This window comes from Streptomyces sp. URMC 127, from assembly GCF_051386535.1.
Classification (GTDB): domain Bacteria; phylum Actinomycetota; class Actinomycetes; order Streptomycetales; family Streptomycetaceae; genus Streptomyces.
In genome coordinates this window covers 56382-71225 of sequence record NZ_JBPQTW010000012.1, presented here as the reverse complement: position 1 = coordinate 71225, position 14844 = coordinate 56382, and the positions used below count along the sequence as shown (strand labels likewise).

General features: G+C 71.9%; 9 protein-coding genes and 1 pseudogene. 4 read left to right on the top strand and 6 right to left on the bottom strand.

Going from position 1 to position 14844, the window contains the following annotated elements; all coding sequences use genetic code 11:
* Positions 1–162: 162 nt before the first annotated feature.
* The 3 genes from ACSNOH_RS05365 to ACSNOH_RS05355 all read left to right on the top strand — a co-directional run bounded on the left by ACSNOH_RS05365 (position 163) and on the right by ACSNOH_RS05355 (position 6264).
* Positions 163–1506 carry a cytochrome P450 gene (locus ACSNOH_RS05365; RefSeq protein ID WP_436720015.1) on the top strand — a complete coding sequence of 448 codons (1344 nt, stop codon included), beginning with the start codon at positions 163–165 and terminating at the stop codon, positions 1504–1506.
* 227 nt (positions 1507–1733) lie between these two features.
* Entirely contained in the window at positions 1734–3095 is a 1362-nt protein-coding gene (glnA, locus tag ACSNOH_RS05360; RefSeq protein ID WP_168092976.1) for a type I glutamate--ammonia ligase, read from the top strand.
* 106 nt (positions 3096–3201) lie between these two features.
* Positions 3202–6264, top strand: a complete 3063-nt coding sequence (locus ACSNOH_RS05355) for a bifunctional [glutamine synthetase] adenylyltransferase/[glutamine synthetase]-adenylyl-L-tyrosine phosphorylase (protein ID WP_436720013.1) — start codon at positions 3202–3204, stop codon at positions 6262–6264.
* 30 nt (positions 6265–6294) lie between these two features.
* Here ACSNOH_RS05355 and ACSNOH_RS05350 read toward each other — a convergent pair whose 3' ends face one another.
* From ACSNOH_RS05350 to ACSNOH_RS05325, 6 genes are all read right to left on the bottom strand, one after another.
* The gene (locus ACSNOH_RS05350) at positions 6295–7143 is read right to left on the bottom strand and encodes a phosphatase PAP2 family protein (protein ID WP_436720012.1); all 849 of its coding nucleotides are present in this window, start codon (positions 7141–7143) and stop codon (positions 6295–6297) included.
* A gap of 36 nt (positions 7144–7179) precedes the next feature.
* Positions 7180–8232 (bottom strand): LacI family DNA-binding transcriptional regulator, encoded by a 1053-nt coding sequence (locus ACSNOH_RS05345; protein WP_436720011.1) that lies wholly within the window; start codon positions 8230–8232, stop codon positions 7180–7182.
* Positions 8233–8257: 25 nt separating this feature from the next.
* Positions 8258–9889 carry a glycoside hydrolase family 13 protein gene (locus ACSNOH_RS05340; protein WP_436720010.1) on the bottom strand — a complete coding sequence of 544 codons (1632 nt, stop codon included), beginning with the start codon at positions 9887–9889 and terminating at the stop codon, positions 8258–8260.
* A gap of 111 nt (positions 9890–10000) precedes the next feature.
* Positions 10001–10867 (bottom strand): sugar ABC transporter permease, encoded by an 867-nt coding sequence (locus tag ACSNOH_RS05335; RefSeq protein ID WP_436720008.1) that lies wholly within the window; start codon positions 10865–10867, stop codon positions 10001–10003.
* Positions 10864–11805, bottom strand: a complete 942-nt coding sequence (locus ACSNOH_RS05330) for a carbohydrate ABC transporter permease (RefSeq protein WP_436720007.1) — start codon at positions 11803–11805, stop codon at positions 10864–10866. Before ACSNOH_RS05330 ends, ACSNOH_RS05335 begins: the two co-directional genes overlap by 4 nt.
* Before the next feature lie 6 nt (positions 11806–11811).
* Entirely contained in the window at positions 11812–13113 is a 1302-nt protein-coding gene (locus tag ACSNOH_RS05325; RefSeq protein ID WP_436720006.1) for an extracellular solute-binding protein, read from the bottom strand.
* 280 nt (positions 13114–13393) lie between these two features.
* Between ACSNOH_RS05325 and ACSNOH_RS05320 the strand changes: the two are divergent.
* A pseudogene (locus tag ACSNOH_RS05320) lies at positions 13394–14770 on the top strand (alpha-amylase); the annotation flags it as partial.
* Positions 14771–14844: the final 74 nt, after the last annotated feature.

Genomic DNA, 14844 nt, shown 5'->3' with positions numbered 1-14844 from the left:
CCCCGGAGGGACACCGCGCGGAACCAGCCCCTCCATCCCGCGTCCATCCGCCCCACGCCCCGCGTTCAGATCCCGTCAAACGCGAAAAACCCGGGGTTTTGACCCCCATCTCAGCGGAAAACCTCGTGGCGCGCCCCGCACACCGCCGATCGAGGGACCGCCATGCCCGTCACGTACGTGTCCGGAACCGCCCCCGGCGCCCTGCCGTTCGTCGGGCACGCCTGGCCGCTCATGCGCCGGCCCCTCGACTTCCTGCGCTCCCTGCCGGCCCACGGCGACCTGGTGGAGATCCGCCTCGGCTCCGTGCCGGCCTACGTGCCGTGCCATCCCGAGCTCCTGCGCCAAGTCCTCTTCGACGACCGGACCTTCGACAAGGGAGGCCCGTTCTTCACCCGGCTCCGCGACATCGTCGGCAACGGCCTCGGCAGCTGCGCGCACCAGGACCACCGGCGCCAGCGCCGCCTCGTCCAGCCCGCCTTCCACCGCGCCCGCCTCGACGGCTACGCCGCCGTGATGGCGGAGGAGGCCGCCCGCCTGTCCGCCTCCTGGCGCGCGGGGCAGACCGTCGACGTCTTCCCCGCCATGTTCGGCCTCGCCCTGCGGACCGTCACCCGCACCCTCTTCTCGGCCCGTATCGCCGAGGACGACGTGGCCCGCCTCCAGCAGTCCTTCGCCGTCGCGCTCAGCGGCCTCTTCCGGCGGATGTTCGTCCCCGGGCCGGTGCAGCGCCTGCCGCTGCCCGCCAACCGCCGCTACGCGCGGGCCCTCGCCGAGCTGCACTCCATCGTCGACCGCCTCGTCGCCGCGTACCGGCGCAGCGGGACGGACCACGGCGACCTGCTGTCCACCCTGATCGCCGCCCGGGACGAGGACGGCGGAGGGCTGACCGACACGGAGATCCACGACCAGGTCATGACGATGGTCTTCGGCGGTTCGGAGACCATGGCCGCGTCCCTGACCTGGACCCTGTACGCGCTGGCCCGGCACCCGGAGGCGGCCCGGGAGCTCCACGAGGAGCTCGACGCGGTCCTCGGCGACGGGCCCGTGACGCCCGCCGACGCGGCCCGCCTGCCCCGCACGGGGCAGGTCGTCACGGAGGCGCTGCGCCGCTACCCGCCCGCATGGCTGTTCACGCGCGTCACCACCGCCCCGGTGGAGATGGCCGGGCGCCGTCTGCCGGCCGGCAGCACGATGGTCGTCAGCCCGCCCGTCGTCCACCTCAACCCGGCCGTGCACCCGTGCCCGGAGGAGTTCCGCCCCGCGCGCCGGCCTGCCGGCCGGCCCGGGCCGGCGCCCCGCGAGGCCGCCGCGATCTTCGGCGCGGGGGCCCGCAAGTGCATCGGCGACGCCTACGCCATGACCGAGGCCACGCTCGCGCTGGCCACCTTCTGCCACCGGTGGCGCATGGAATGCGCGCCGGGCGCGGACCTGAGCCTGCCCGCCCTGGCGACCGTGCAGTACCCGCGCCGTCTGCTGCTGCGGCTCACGGAGCGCAGGACGCCCTGAGGTGACGGGGACCGGCCGTGCGGGGACGGCGCCCGAGCAGGCAGTATGGGGGGAGACGAAGCCGTACGGCGCCGTACACCGTCGTACCCGCGCCGTACAGCCGCACGATGCGGAACGTTCCGACCCACGTCTGCAACGCACCCGACATCATGTGGTGGGATGCTCTATGCCCCCGATGTGCCCCGAGGCTTGGGAAGGGGCGGCCTGACCAGCGAGGATGGGTAGCTATGGATAAGCAGCAGGAGTTCGTGCTCCGCACCCTGGAAGAGCGCGACATCCGGTTCGTGCGGCTGTGGTTCACCGACGTGCTCGGCTACCTGAAGTCCGTGGCCGTCGCCCCCGCCGAGCTGGAGCAGGCCTTCGACGAGGGCATCGGCTTCGACGGCTCCGCGATCGAGGGCTTCGCGCGGGTCTACGAGTCCGACATGATCGCCAAGCCGGACCCGGGCACCTTCCAGATCCTGCCCTGGCGCGCGGAGGCCCCCGGCACCGCCCGGATGTTCTGCGACATCCTCATGCCGGACGGCTCGCCCTCCTACGCCGATCCGCGCTACGTCCTCAAGCGCATCCTCGCCAAGACCTCCGACCTCGGCTTCACCTTCTACACCCACCCCGAGATCGAGTTCTTCCTGCTGAAGGACAAGCCGGTGGACGGCACCCGCCCGGTGCCCGCCGACTCCTCCGGCTACTTCGACCACACCCCGCAGAACGTGGGCATGGACTTCCGCCGCCAGGCCATCACCATGCTCGAATCCATGGGCATCTCGGTCGAGTTCAGCCACCACGAGGGCGCCCCGGGCCAGCAGGAGATCGACCTGCGCTACGCCGACGCGCTCTCCACCGCCGACAACATCATGACCTTCCGGCTCGTGATGAAGCAGGTGGCGCTGGAGCAGGGCGTGCAGGCCACGTTCATGCCGAAGCCGTTCTCCGAGTACCCCGGCTCGGGCATGCACACCCACCTCTCCCTCTTCGAGGGGGACCGCAACGCCTTCTACGAGTCCGGAGCCGAGTACCAGCTGTCCAAGGTCGGCCGGTCCTTCATCGCCGGCCTGCTGCGGCACGCGGCCGAGACCTCCGCCGTCACCAACCAGTGGGTCAACTCCTACAAGCGGATCTGGGGCGGCTCGAAGCGCACCGCGGGCGCCGGCGGCGAGGCGCCCTCGTACATCTGCTGGGGCCACAACAACCGCTCCGCGCTCATCCGCGTGCCCATGTACAAGCCCGGCAAGACCGGCTCCACGCGCGTCGAGGTCCGCTCCATCGACTCCGGCGCCAACCCGTACCTGACCTACGCGGTCCTGCTGGCCGCGGGCCTGAAGGGCATCGAGGAGGGCTACGAGCTCCCGGCCGGCGCCGACGACGACGTGTGGGCGCTGTCCGACTCCGAGCGCCGGGCCATGGGCATCGAGCCGCTGCCGCAGAACCTGGGCGAGGCCATCGAGCTGATGGAGCGCAGCGAGCTGGTCGCCGAGACCCTCGGCGAGCACGTCTTCGACTTCTTCCTGCGCAACAAGAAGCAGGAGTGGGAGGAGTACCGCTCGGAGGTCACCGCGTTCGAGCTCCGCAAGATGCTGCCGGTGCTGTGACCGGGGCCCCGGGGCCGGCCCGCGCCGCTCCGGGGGCCGCCTTCGGCCCCGGGGCGCCGGGGCGGCCCGCGGCTATCATTGCGGCAGCGCGAGCGAGAGGGCCACGATGACTGTGCCTCAAGGGCGTCGCAGCAGCGCGTACAGCCTGCTGCTGCGGCACGGGTTCACCGACACCGCGGCCGCCGAGCGGCGCCTGGCCGCCCCGGTGCTCGCCTCCGTGCGGACCGATCCCGTCCTGCTCGACGCCCTGGGCGCCACCGCCGATCCCGACCTCGCCCTGCAGGGCCTGGTGCGGCTCGTGGAGGCGCTCGACCGGCGCGGGGGCCGCGACCGCCAGGCCCTCCTGGACACCCTCGTGACGGCCAAGCCGCTGCGCGACCGGCTGCTCGGGGTGCTCGGTGCCTCCGAGGCCCTCGGCGACCACCTGGCCCGCCACCCCGGCGACTGGCACGCCCTCGTCACCTACGAGGCGGCCGATCTCAACCCGGGCGTCCCGGAGTTCGAGCAGGCGCTGGCCGACGGCTCGCGCGCGGGCCGGGAGGCCGGGCTGAGCGCGGCCGACGCCCTGCGCGCCGCCTACCGCCGCTGCCTGCTGACCATCGCCGCCCGCGACGTGTGCGGCACGACGGACATAGCGCAGACCGCCGCCGAGCTCGCCGACCTCGCCACGGCCACCCTGCGCGCCGCCCTCGCCATCGCCGCCGAGGAGCAGCCCGCGGACGCCGCAGCCTGCCGGCTCGCCGTCATCGGCATGGGCAAGTGCGGCGGCCGGGAGCTCAATTACGTCTCCGACGTGGACGTCGTCTTCGTGGCGGAGGCGCGGGAGGGCACGGCCGAGGGCTCCGCCCTGCAGGCCGCCACCCGGCTCGCGTCCCGCATGATGCGCGTCTGCTCCGACGTCACCCCCGAGGGCACCATCTGGCCCGTGGACGCCAACCTGCGCCCCGAGGGCCGCAACGGCCCCCTCGTGCGCACCCTCTCCAGCCACCTCGCCTACTACCAGCGCTGGGCCAAGACCTGGGAGTTCCAGGCCCTCCTCAAGGCCCGCCCGGTCGCCGGCGACCTCGCCCTCGGCCGGGCGTACGCCGACGCCGTCGCCCCGCTGGTGTGGCAGGCGGCCGAGCGCGAGAACTTCGTGCCCGACGTGCAGCAGATGCGCCGCCGCGTGGTCGCGTCCATCCCCGCGGGCCAGGTCGACCGCGAGCTGAAGCTCGGCCCGGGCGGGCTGCGCGACGTCGAGTTCGCCGTGCAGCTGCTGCAGCTCGTCCACGGCCGCTGCGACGCCACGCTCCGCGCCTCCGGCACCCTCGACGCCCTGACCGCGCTCGCCGCGGGCGGCTACGTGGGCCGCTCCGACGCCGCCGCCCTCGACGCCGCCTACCGCTTCCTGCGCACCATGGAGCACCACATCCAGCTCCACCGCCTGCGCCGCACGCACCTGATGCCGGAGGCCGAGGCCGACCAGCGCCGTCTCGGCCGCTCCCTGGCCCGCGTCCTGCAATGGCCGCCGGGTACGGAGCCCGTGGACGGTCTCGGCCGCGAGTGGAGGCGGCACGCCCGCGAGGTGCGCCGCCTGCACGAGAAGCTCTTCTACCGGCCGCTGCTGGACGCCGTCGCCCAGCTGGAGCCCGGCGAGATCCGGCTCAGCGCCAAGGAGGCGGGCAACCGCCTGCAGGCCCTCGGCTACGCCGACCCCGCCGCCGCCCTGCGCCACCTGGAGGCGCTGGCCTCGGGCGTGTCCCGCAAGGCGGCCATCCAGCGCACGCTGCTGCCCGTCCTGCTCGGCTGGTTCGCCGACTCCGCCGACCCCGACGCCGGTCTGCTGAATTTCCACAAGGTCTCCGACGCCCTCGGCCGCACCCCCTGGTACCTGCGGCTGCTGCGCGACGAGGGCGCCGCCGCCGAGAACCTCGCCCGCGTCCTGTCCGCCGGCCGCCTCGCCCCCGACCTGCTGCTGCGCGCCCCCGAGGCCGTCGCCCTGCTCGGGGACCCCGAAGGGCTGCGCCCGCGCGGCCTGGAGGCCCTCGAACAGGAGACGCTGGCCGCCGTCAACCGCTCCGAGGACGCCGAGGCCGCGATCGTCGCCGTCCGCGGCGTGCGCCGCCGCGAGCTGTTCCGCACCGCCGCGGCGGACGTCATCGGGGCGTACGGCCGGGGCGGCGCCCACGGCACGGGCGAGCCCAACGGCGAGCGCGACCCGCACGTCCGCGTCGACACCGTCGGCGACGCCGTCTCCGACCTCAACGCCGCCGCCGTCGCGGGCGCCCTGCGCGCCGCCGTGCGCGCCGAGTGGGGCGACACCCTGCCCACCCGCTTCGCCGTCATCGGCATGGGCCGCTTCGGCGGCCACGAGCAGGGCTACGGCTCCGACGCCGACGTGCTCTTCGTGCACGAACCGCGTGAGGGCGTCTCCGACGAGGAGGCCGCCAAGGCCGCCCACGCCGTCGCCGGGGAGATGCGCCGCCTCCTCCAACTTCCCACGACCGACCCGCCCCTGCACATCGACGCCGACCTGCGGCCCGAGGGCAAGTCCGGGCCCATCGTCCGCACCCTCGCCTCGTACGCCGCCTACTACCGGCGCTGGTCGCTGGTGTGGGAGAGCCAGGCCCTGCTGCGCGCCCGCCCGGTCGCCGGCGACGCGGGGCTCGGGCAGCGCTTCATCGAGCTCATCGACCCGCTGCGGTATCCGGCCGAGGGCCTCGGCGAGGACGCGGTGCGCGAGATCCGGCGGCTCAAGGCCCGCATGGAGAGCGAGCGGCTGCCGCGCGGCGCGGACCGGACGACGCACACCAAGCTCGGGCGCGGCGGCCTGTCGGACGTGGAGTGGACCGTGCAGCTGCTGCAGCTGCAGCACGCCTGGGCGGAGCCCGGCCTGCGCACGACCCGCACCCGCGAGGCGCTCCACGCCGCCTGCGCGGCCGGGCTGCTGAGCGCGGAGGCCGCGGCCATACTGGACGATGCGTGGGTTCTGGCGACGAGCGTGCGCAATGCGGTCATGCTCGTCCGCGGACGGTCCGGCGACACCTTCCCCACCGAGCCGCGGGAACTCGCCGCGGTGGGCCGCTATCTCGGCTACGAGCCGGGGCACGTGGGGGAGATGCTGGACGACTACCGCCGTACGACGCGGCGCGCCCGCGCGGTGGTGGAGGAGCTGTTCTACGGGGCGTGAGACCGGCCGCGCCGGGCCGCCTGCCGCCCGTTAGGCCACGTGCCGCCCGAGGCGCCCCGGCGTGGCCCCGAACCACAGGAACGAGGCGGCGAAGCCGAACGACAGGCACAGCAGGCCGCCCACGGCGTCCAGCCAGAAGTGGTTCGCCGTCGACACGATGACGACCAGCGTCGCCAGCGGATACAGCAGGCCCAGCACCCGCGCCCACACCGGCCGCGCCACCGTCGCGATGAGGACGCCGCACCAGGCCGACCACCCGATGTGCATCGACGGCATCGCCGCGTACTGGTTGGACATGTCGGCGAGGTTGCCCGAGGCCATCGAGCCCCACGTGTGGTGCACGACCACCGTGTCGACGAAGTGCTCGCCGGACATCAGGCGCGGCGGCGCGAGAGGGAAGAGGTAATAACCGAGCAGGGCCACGGCAGTGGTGGCGAAGAGGGCCAGCCGGCCGGCGGCGTAGCGGCCGGGGTGCCGGCGGTAGAGCCACACCAGCACACCGATCGTCAGCACGAAGTGCAAGGTGGCGTAGTAGTAGTTCATCCCCACGATCAGCCACGTCACCGAATTCACGGCGTGGTTGATGCTGTTCTCCACGGCGATGTTCAGGGTGTGCTCGGCCCGCCATATCCAGTCGGCGTTGCGGAGGGCGGCCGCGCGCTGCTCGGGCACGGCATTGCGCACCAGCGAGTACACCCAGTAACTCACCGCGATCAGCAGCACCTCGAACCACAGCCGGGGCCTGCGCGGAGTGCGGAGCCTGCGCAGGCCCGTCCTCCGTGCTGCGGCACCCTCGGCCGGCGGCCGGTCCGCTCGCTCCTCGCTGGGTGGCGGGGCGGCCGTCCGGCCATTCAATGTCCTTGCCGTCGCTTCACCCATAGGGAAACAGTCTGCCAGAAACCGGCCTGCCGCAGATCATCCCCAAGTCTGGTCTTCGCCCGCTTTCGGCCGGGATTCCGGCACCGATGCGGTTGAACCCCGAACCACCAGTTCGGGCAGGAAGACGAACTCGCTGTGCGGCGCCGGAGTGCCCCCGATCTCCTCCAGCAGCGCCCGCACCGCGGCCTGACCCATCGACTGCACCGGCTGCCGGATCGTGGTCAGCGGCGGGTCCGTGAAGGCGATGAGCGGGGAGTCGTCGAAGCCGACGACCGAGACGTCCCGCGGCACCTCAAGGCCCTGCTGGCGGGCCGCCCGCACGACGCCGAGCGCCATCATGTCGCTCGCGCACACGACGGCCGTGCAGCCCTGCTCGATCAGCGCCGAGGCGGCCGCCTGGCCGCCCTCCAGCGTGAACAGCGAGTGCTGCACCAGCCGCTCCGCCTCGGCCTCCGGCACGCCCAGCTCCTCGCGCATGCTGCGCAGGAACCCCTCGATCTTGCGCTGCACCGGCACGTACCGGCGGGGCCCCAGGGCGAGCCCGATCCTGCGGTGCCCCAGTGCGGCCAAATGGGTGATGGCCAGCCGCACCGCCGCCCGGTCGTCCGGCGACACGAAAGGGGCCCGCACCTTCGGCGAGAAACCGTTGATCAGGACGAACGGGACGCCCTGCCCGCGCAGCCGCTCGTAGCGCCCCATGTCCGCCGAGGTGTCGGCGTGCAGCCCGGAGACGAAAATGATGCCGGAGACCCCGCGGTCCACGAGCATCTCCGTCAGCTCGTCCTCCGTGGAGCCGCCGGGCGTCTGCGTGGCCAGCACCGGGGTGTAGCCCTGGCGCGTCAGGGCCTGGCCTATCACCTGGGCGAAGGCCGGGAATATGGGGTTGTCCAGCTCGGGGGTGATCAGCCCCACCAGGCCCGCGCTGCGCTGCCGCAGCCGCACGGGGCGCTCGTAGCCCAGGACGTCGAGCGCGGCCAGCACGGACTCGCGGGTGGAGGCGGCGACCCCCGGCTTCCCGTTGAGTACCCGGCTGACGGTTGCTTCGCTGACACCCGCTTGGGCTGCGATATCGGCCAGCCGTGCGGTCACAGGACTGGACCTTACCGGTCGCATTTCAGACTGCCCACCAAACACAGGAATCCACGGGGATACGGACCGTACCACCGGTGAATTCCAGGGCCGCCGTGGCCAGCACCGGACGGCCCGGCACCGGCATGCCCACCTCCCGCGGCCCCGCGTTCAGCGTGCACACCAGGCCCGGCCGGGAGAACGCGAGCACCCCCTCGGGCGCCTCCAGCCACGTCATCTCCCCGTCGCCCAGCCCCGGCAGCTCGTGGCGCAGGGCCAGCGCCGAGCGGTAGAGCTCCAGCGTCGAGCGCGGGTCCCCGGACTGCGCCGCCACCGACAGCTCCGCCCACTGCTCCGGCTGCGGCAGCCAGCTGCCGCCCGGCCCGAAGCCGTACGGGGCGGTCTCGCCCGACCACGGGATCGGCACCCGGCAGCCGTCGCGCGTGCCGTCCTGCCCGTCGCCGCGGAAGAACGCCGGGTCCTGGCGCACCTCGTCCGGCAGGTCCACGACCTCCGGCAGGCCCAGCTCCTCGCCCTGGTAGACGTAGGCCGAACCCGGCAGGGCCAGCATCAGCAGCGCCGCCGCCCGCGCCCGGGCCAGGCCCCGCTCGCCGCCGCCGTAGCGCGTGGTGTGCCGCACCACGTCGTGGTTGGACAGCACCCAGGTCGTCGGCGCGCCCACCGACAGCGTCGCGGCGAGCGACTCGTCGATGACCGCCCGCATCGCGGCGGCGTCCCAGTCGCACGTCAGGAACTGGAAGTTGAACGCCTGGTGCAGCTCGTCCGGCCGCACGTACAGCGCGAGCCGCTCGGACGTCGGCGCCCACGCCTCCGCCACGCCGACCCGCTCGCCGGGGTAGGAGTCGAGCAGCCGCCGCCAGGAGCGGTGGATCTCGTGCACCCCGTCCTGGTCGAAGAACGGCAGCACCTGCGCGCCGATCAGCTTCGCCTGCTCGCTCAGCCCGATGTCCGGCAGGCCCTCCGCCTTCACCATGCCGTGCGCCACGTCGATGCGGAAGCCGTCCACGCCCAGGTCCAGCCAGAACCGCAGCACCGACTCGAACTCCTCGCGGACCTCCGGGTTCTCCCAGTTGAGGTCCGGCTGCTCCGGCGCGAACAGGTGCAGGTACCACTCGCCGGGCGTGCCGTCCGCGGCCGTCGTGCGCGTCCACGCCGGCCCGCCGAAGACCGACTCCCAGTCGTTCGGCGGCAGTTCCCCGGCCGCGCCGCGGCCCGGCCGGAAGTGGTAGCGCGCCCGCGCCGCAGAGCCCTCCCCCTCGGCGAGGGCCGCCCGGAACCAGGCGTGCCGGTCCGAGGTGTGGTTCGGCACGATGTCGACGATCACCCGCAGGCCCAGCCGGTGCGCCTCGCGCACCAGGTCGTCCGCGTCCGACAGGTTCCCGAACAGCGGGTCCACCGCCCGGTAGTCCGCGACGTCGTAGCCGCCGTCCGCCTGCGGCGAGGCGTAGAACGGCGTGAGCCACACGGCGTCCACCCCCAGCTCCGCCAGGTACGGCAGACGGTCGCGGATCCCCCGCAGGTCACCGATGCCGTCACCGTCGCTGTCGGCGAACGAGCGCACGTACACCTGGTAGATGACGGCGCTGCGCCACCAGCCCCCCGCCTCGGACGGGGAAGCGGCGGCCGGGCGGACGGAGGGCGCGAGGTCCTGGGTCATGTACGTCCTATTCGGTTCGGGGAACGACAAGGAAGGAGCCGGAGGGAGCCGGAAGCGGTGGTGCGTGGTGCGCGGTGGTCAACACGGTCAACGACGGCGGGCGGGCAAAGGTCAGCCCTTGGTGCCGCCCGCGGTCAGGCCGGCCACCAGGTGCCGCTGGGCGACGAAGAACACCACGGCCGCGGGAACGGTGATCAGCACGGCGGCGGCGGTCATCAGGCCCCACTCGGCCTTCTGCTGGCCGACGAACGTCTGCAGGCCCACGGCCAGGGTGTAGTGCTCCTCGGAGCTCATGAACTGGCTGGCGAAGGCGACCTCGCCCCAGGCGGTGATGAACGAGTAGAAGCCGGTCACGGCCAGGCCCGGCCGGGCCAGCGGCACGACGAGCCGCCAGAACGTGCCGAAGGGACTCAGCCCGTCCACCCGCCCCGCCTCGTCTATCTCGGCGGGGATGGTGTCGAAGTAGCCCTTGAGCATCCAGGCGCAGAACGGGACGGAGACCGAGCAGTACGTCACGATCAGCCCGGCGTAGGAGTCCAGGAGTTCCAGCTCACCGAGGATGTTGTACAGCGGCACGATGAGCACCGCCATCGGGAACATCTGCACGACCAGGAAGGTCCACATCAGCGGCCGGTGGCCGGGGAAGCGCATCCGCGAGACGGCGTAGCCGGCCGTCGCCGCGATGAGCACGCCGAGCACGGTCGCGCCCAGCGCCACGATCACCGAGTTCCCGAACCAGGTCAGGAACTTCGTCTCGCCCAGGATGTGGGTGTAGTTCGAGACGTCGAGGCCGGTCCACCGCGTGGGCTCCTGCCAGCCGTCCCGGCCGCGCAGCGACACGTAGACGATGAACAGGACGGGGAAGACGGCAACCGCGCTCGCGGCGACCAGCGCCGTGTGCAGCGCGGCCGACGCCGTGCGCGAACGCTGCTCGCGCGGGCGGTGCTTGCTGGGCCGTACGGCCGGGGCGGCGCTCATCGCACGGCCTCCTGTCGGGAAAGCATCCTGCGGTAGAAGACGGCGAAGACCAGCAGCAGCGAGAGGATGAGGATGCCGTACGTGGCCGAGCCCGCGTAGTCGCGGATCCCCTGGAACGCCAGCCGGTAGGCGTACGTCACCAGGATCTCGCTCTCGGAGCCCGCGCCCTGCCCGATCAGCAGGTAGATCACCTGGAACATGTTGAACGTCCAGATCACACCGAGCAGGATCACCGTCCCGCTCACCGTGCGCAGGCCCGGCAGCGTCACGTGCACGAAGCGCTGCCAGGGCGTCGCGCCGTCCATCTCGGCGGCCTCGTGCAGCTCCCGCGGGATCGACTGGAGCCCGCCGAGGATCGCCACCATCATGAACGGCACGCCCAGCCACACGTTGACCGCGACCGCCGACACCTTCTGCAGGGTCGCGTCGCCCAGCCAGTCCACGGAGCCCGCGCCGAGCTTGGTGAGGAAGGCGTTGAGCACGCCGTACTTCTCGTTGAACATCAGCCGCCACGAGAAGGTGGCGACGAAGGCCGGCACCGCCCACGGCAGGATCAGCAGCACCCGGTACAGCGCCCGCAGGCGCATGGGCCGGTTCAGCAGGAGGGCGAGCCCGAGACCGATCGTGTAGTGCAGGAACACACAGGACGCGGTCCACACGACCGTCCAGCCGAGGCGCGAGTAGAAGTGCCCCTCCTGCCCCGACAGCACCTTCCAGTAGTTGTCGAGGCCGACGGACTTGTACGTCGCCTCGATGTGGTTGACGCCGATGGTGCGCGCGACGTTCGCCTCGTTGGCGTCGGTGAAGGACAGGTAGACGCCCTTGCCCAGCGGATACCCGACGAGGACCGCCAGGACGATGACGACGGGCAGCACCATCGCCCACGCGTACCAGTGGGTGCTGAAGGAGCGCCTGACCGTGGTGACGACTGTGGCCATCGGGCCCTACTCCTCGATGCCGTAGTCCTTGAGGAGCGCGGACTGCCAGGCCTTGGCCGTGGCGTCCAGCCCGTCCTTCGGCTCCTCCTTGAGCGTGAGGATCTGCGTGTAGTGCTTCAGCCAGTCGGTGAAGAGGTCGCCGCCCTGCGGGATCGCCGGCCGCGCGTGGGCCTTCGACAGCGCCTGGTAGTACGCGCTGCGCACCGGGTCGGCCAGCACCTCCTTGGTGTACGCCGACTTGCGCGTCGGCAGCACGCCGACGCCCGTCGAGGCCTGCTCCTGCTGCGCGGCGTCGGTCATGAAGCGAGTGAAGAGGTAGGAGGCGTCGAAGTTCTTCGAGCCCGCGTAGACCACCAGGTTGTGGCCGCCGACCGGCGCGCCCGCCGTGCCCGTGGAGCCGGCCGGGATGGCCGCGATGCCCAGGTTGTCCTTGGACTTGTACGCGTCGCCGCCGAAGATCTCCTTGGTGGCCCAGGGACCGTCGATCAGCATCGACAGCTTGCCGTTCTTGAAGTCGGTCTTGAGGGCGTTGTAGCCGTCGGTGCCGGCCGGCTTGGGCGCGGCGCCGGACTTCACCAGGTCGACGGCCGTCTCGATGCCCTTGCGGGACGCGGCCGAAGAGATGGTGATCTTCTTCTTGGCGACGTCGACCATGTCGCTGTTCTCGCCGTAGAGAAAGGGCAGCGAGTAGTAGCTGTCCGGGCTCAGGCCTATGCCCTCGGCGCCCGTCTTCTCCTTGATCTTCGCCGCGGCGTCCTTGACCTCCTGCCAGGTGGCCGGGGCCTTGCCGATGCCGGCCTTGGCGAACAGCTCCTTGTTGTAGAGCAGTCCGAGGGTGTCGGTGACCTGCGGGACGCCGTACGTCTTGCCCTGGTAGGCCGCGTTCTTCAGCGGGCCCTCCAGGAAGTCCTCCGGCTTGTCGAGGGCCGGGGTGCCGGTGAGGTCCTTGAGGTAGCCGAGCTGCGCGAAGCCGGGCGTCCAGCCGACGTCGGAGCGGAGCACGTCCGGGGCGCCCTTACCGGTGGCGGCCGCGGTCTTGAACTTCTGCTGGGCCTGGTCGAAGGGCACGTTGACGTACTCGACCTTGATCTTCGGGTACTTCTGCTCGAAGGCCGAGACCAGCTTCTTGAAGGCGGGCGCCTCGTTGGTGGCGTCCGAGGTGTCCCACCAGGTGACGGTACCGCTGACGCTGCCCGGGTCGCTCGCCGCCTTGGCGCCGTCGTTACCGCCTCCGCCGTCACCGCCGCACGCGGTCGCGGTGAGCGCGAGCACACCGACGACGGCAGCGACCGATATGCCTCTTCGCATATGGATCTCCTCGTGAAGCTCTGAAGGAGGCCGACCGTCGCGGGCGGCCCCGAGCTGTGGAGGAAGGTAACAGGCTGCAATCTCTTGCGAAAGGGTTTGCAAGAACGAAACGGCGAGATTTCTCGGTGGTAACCGTCTCGTGTCCAGGGGGTTGACCGGCTCTTACGGGGCTCGTACGGTCTCGTGCGCGGCAGGTTCCGGTTGGCTTGCGAACGGCTTGCGCAAGAACCTTCATTGCTGCCGCGCCGCTCCACGCATCCCCCACCTCCAGGAGCCCGGCATGCCCGCGACAGTCCGAAAAACCCTTTCTGCGGTGGTCGCCCTGGCGGCTGCCGCAACCGTGTGCGCCCCGCGGGCGGAGGCCGCCGCACCCGGCGACAAGGACGTCACGGCCGTCCTCTTCGAGTGGAAGTACGACGCGGTCGCGAAGGAGTGCACGGACGTGCTCGGGCCGTCGGGTTACGGCCACGTCCAGGTCTCCCCGCCGCAGGAGCACGTGCAGGGCCCGCAGTGGTGGACCTCGTACCAGCCGGTGAGTTACGCGCTAGCGGGCCGGCTGGGCGACCGGAATGCCTTCGCGAACATGGTCAAAACCTGCCATAGTGCGGGCGTCAAAGTCGTCGTCGACGCCGTCATCAACCACATGGCCGCCGGATCCGGCACCGGAACCGGCGGCTCCGCGTATACGAAGTACGACTACCCCGGCACGTACGGGCGCCAGGACATGGACGACTGCACGACCGTCGTCAGCGACTACCGCGACCGCCGCAACGTCCAGGACTGCGAACTCGTCGGCCTCGCCGACCTGGACACGGCCGAGGAACCCGTACGCGCCCGCATCGCCGGCTACCTGAACGACCTGCTGTCGCTCGGCGCCGACGGCTTCCGCATCGACGCCGCCAAGCACGTTCCCGCGGCCGACCTCGCGGCAATAAAGGGGCGGCTGAGCCGCAGCGGGGTGTACTGGAAGCAGGAGACCATCTACGGCGCGGGAGAGGCCGTCCAGCCCGAGGAGTACCTCGGCACCGGCGACGCCCAGGAGTTCCGCTACGCACGCGACCTCAAGCGGGTGTTCCAGCGCGAACGGCTCGCCTACCTGAAGAACTACGGCGAGGGCTGGGGCTACCTGCCGGGCGGCCGGGCCTCAGTCTTCGTCGACAACCACGACACCGAGCGCGGCGGCGACACCCTCACCTACAAGGACGGCGCCGCCTACACCCTGGCGGGCGTCTTCATGCTCGCCTGGCCCTACGGTTCGCCCGACGTCCACTCCGGCTACGAGTTCACCGACCCAGACGCCGGACCGCCCAACGGTGGTGCGGTGAACGCCTGCTGGCAGGACGGCTGGAAGTGCCAGCACAAGTGGCCCGAGATCCGCAGCATGGTCGCCTTCCGCAACGCGGTGCGGGGCACGGCGGTCGGCGACTGGTGGGACAACGGCTACCAGGCGATTGCCTTCGGGCGGGGCGACAAGGGCTATGTGGTGGTGAACCACGAGTCGTTCGCGCTCGGCCGCACGTTCCAGACGTCGCTGCCGGGCGGCGACTACTGCGACGTGCAGAGCGGGCGGCGGGTGACGGTGGGCCCGGACGGCCGCTTCACGGCGACGGTGGCACCGAACACGGCGCTGGCGGTGCATGTTGGGGCGCGCACGTGCGGTTGATTTTTCCCCTGGCCAGTCCCACTTCAGTCCCACTCCAGCCCGTCCGGCGTTTGAGGACGAGCGCGTTC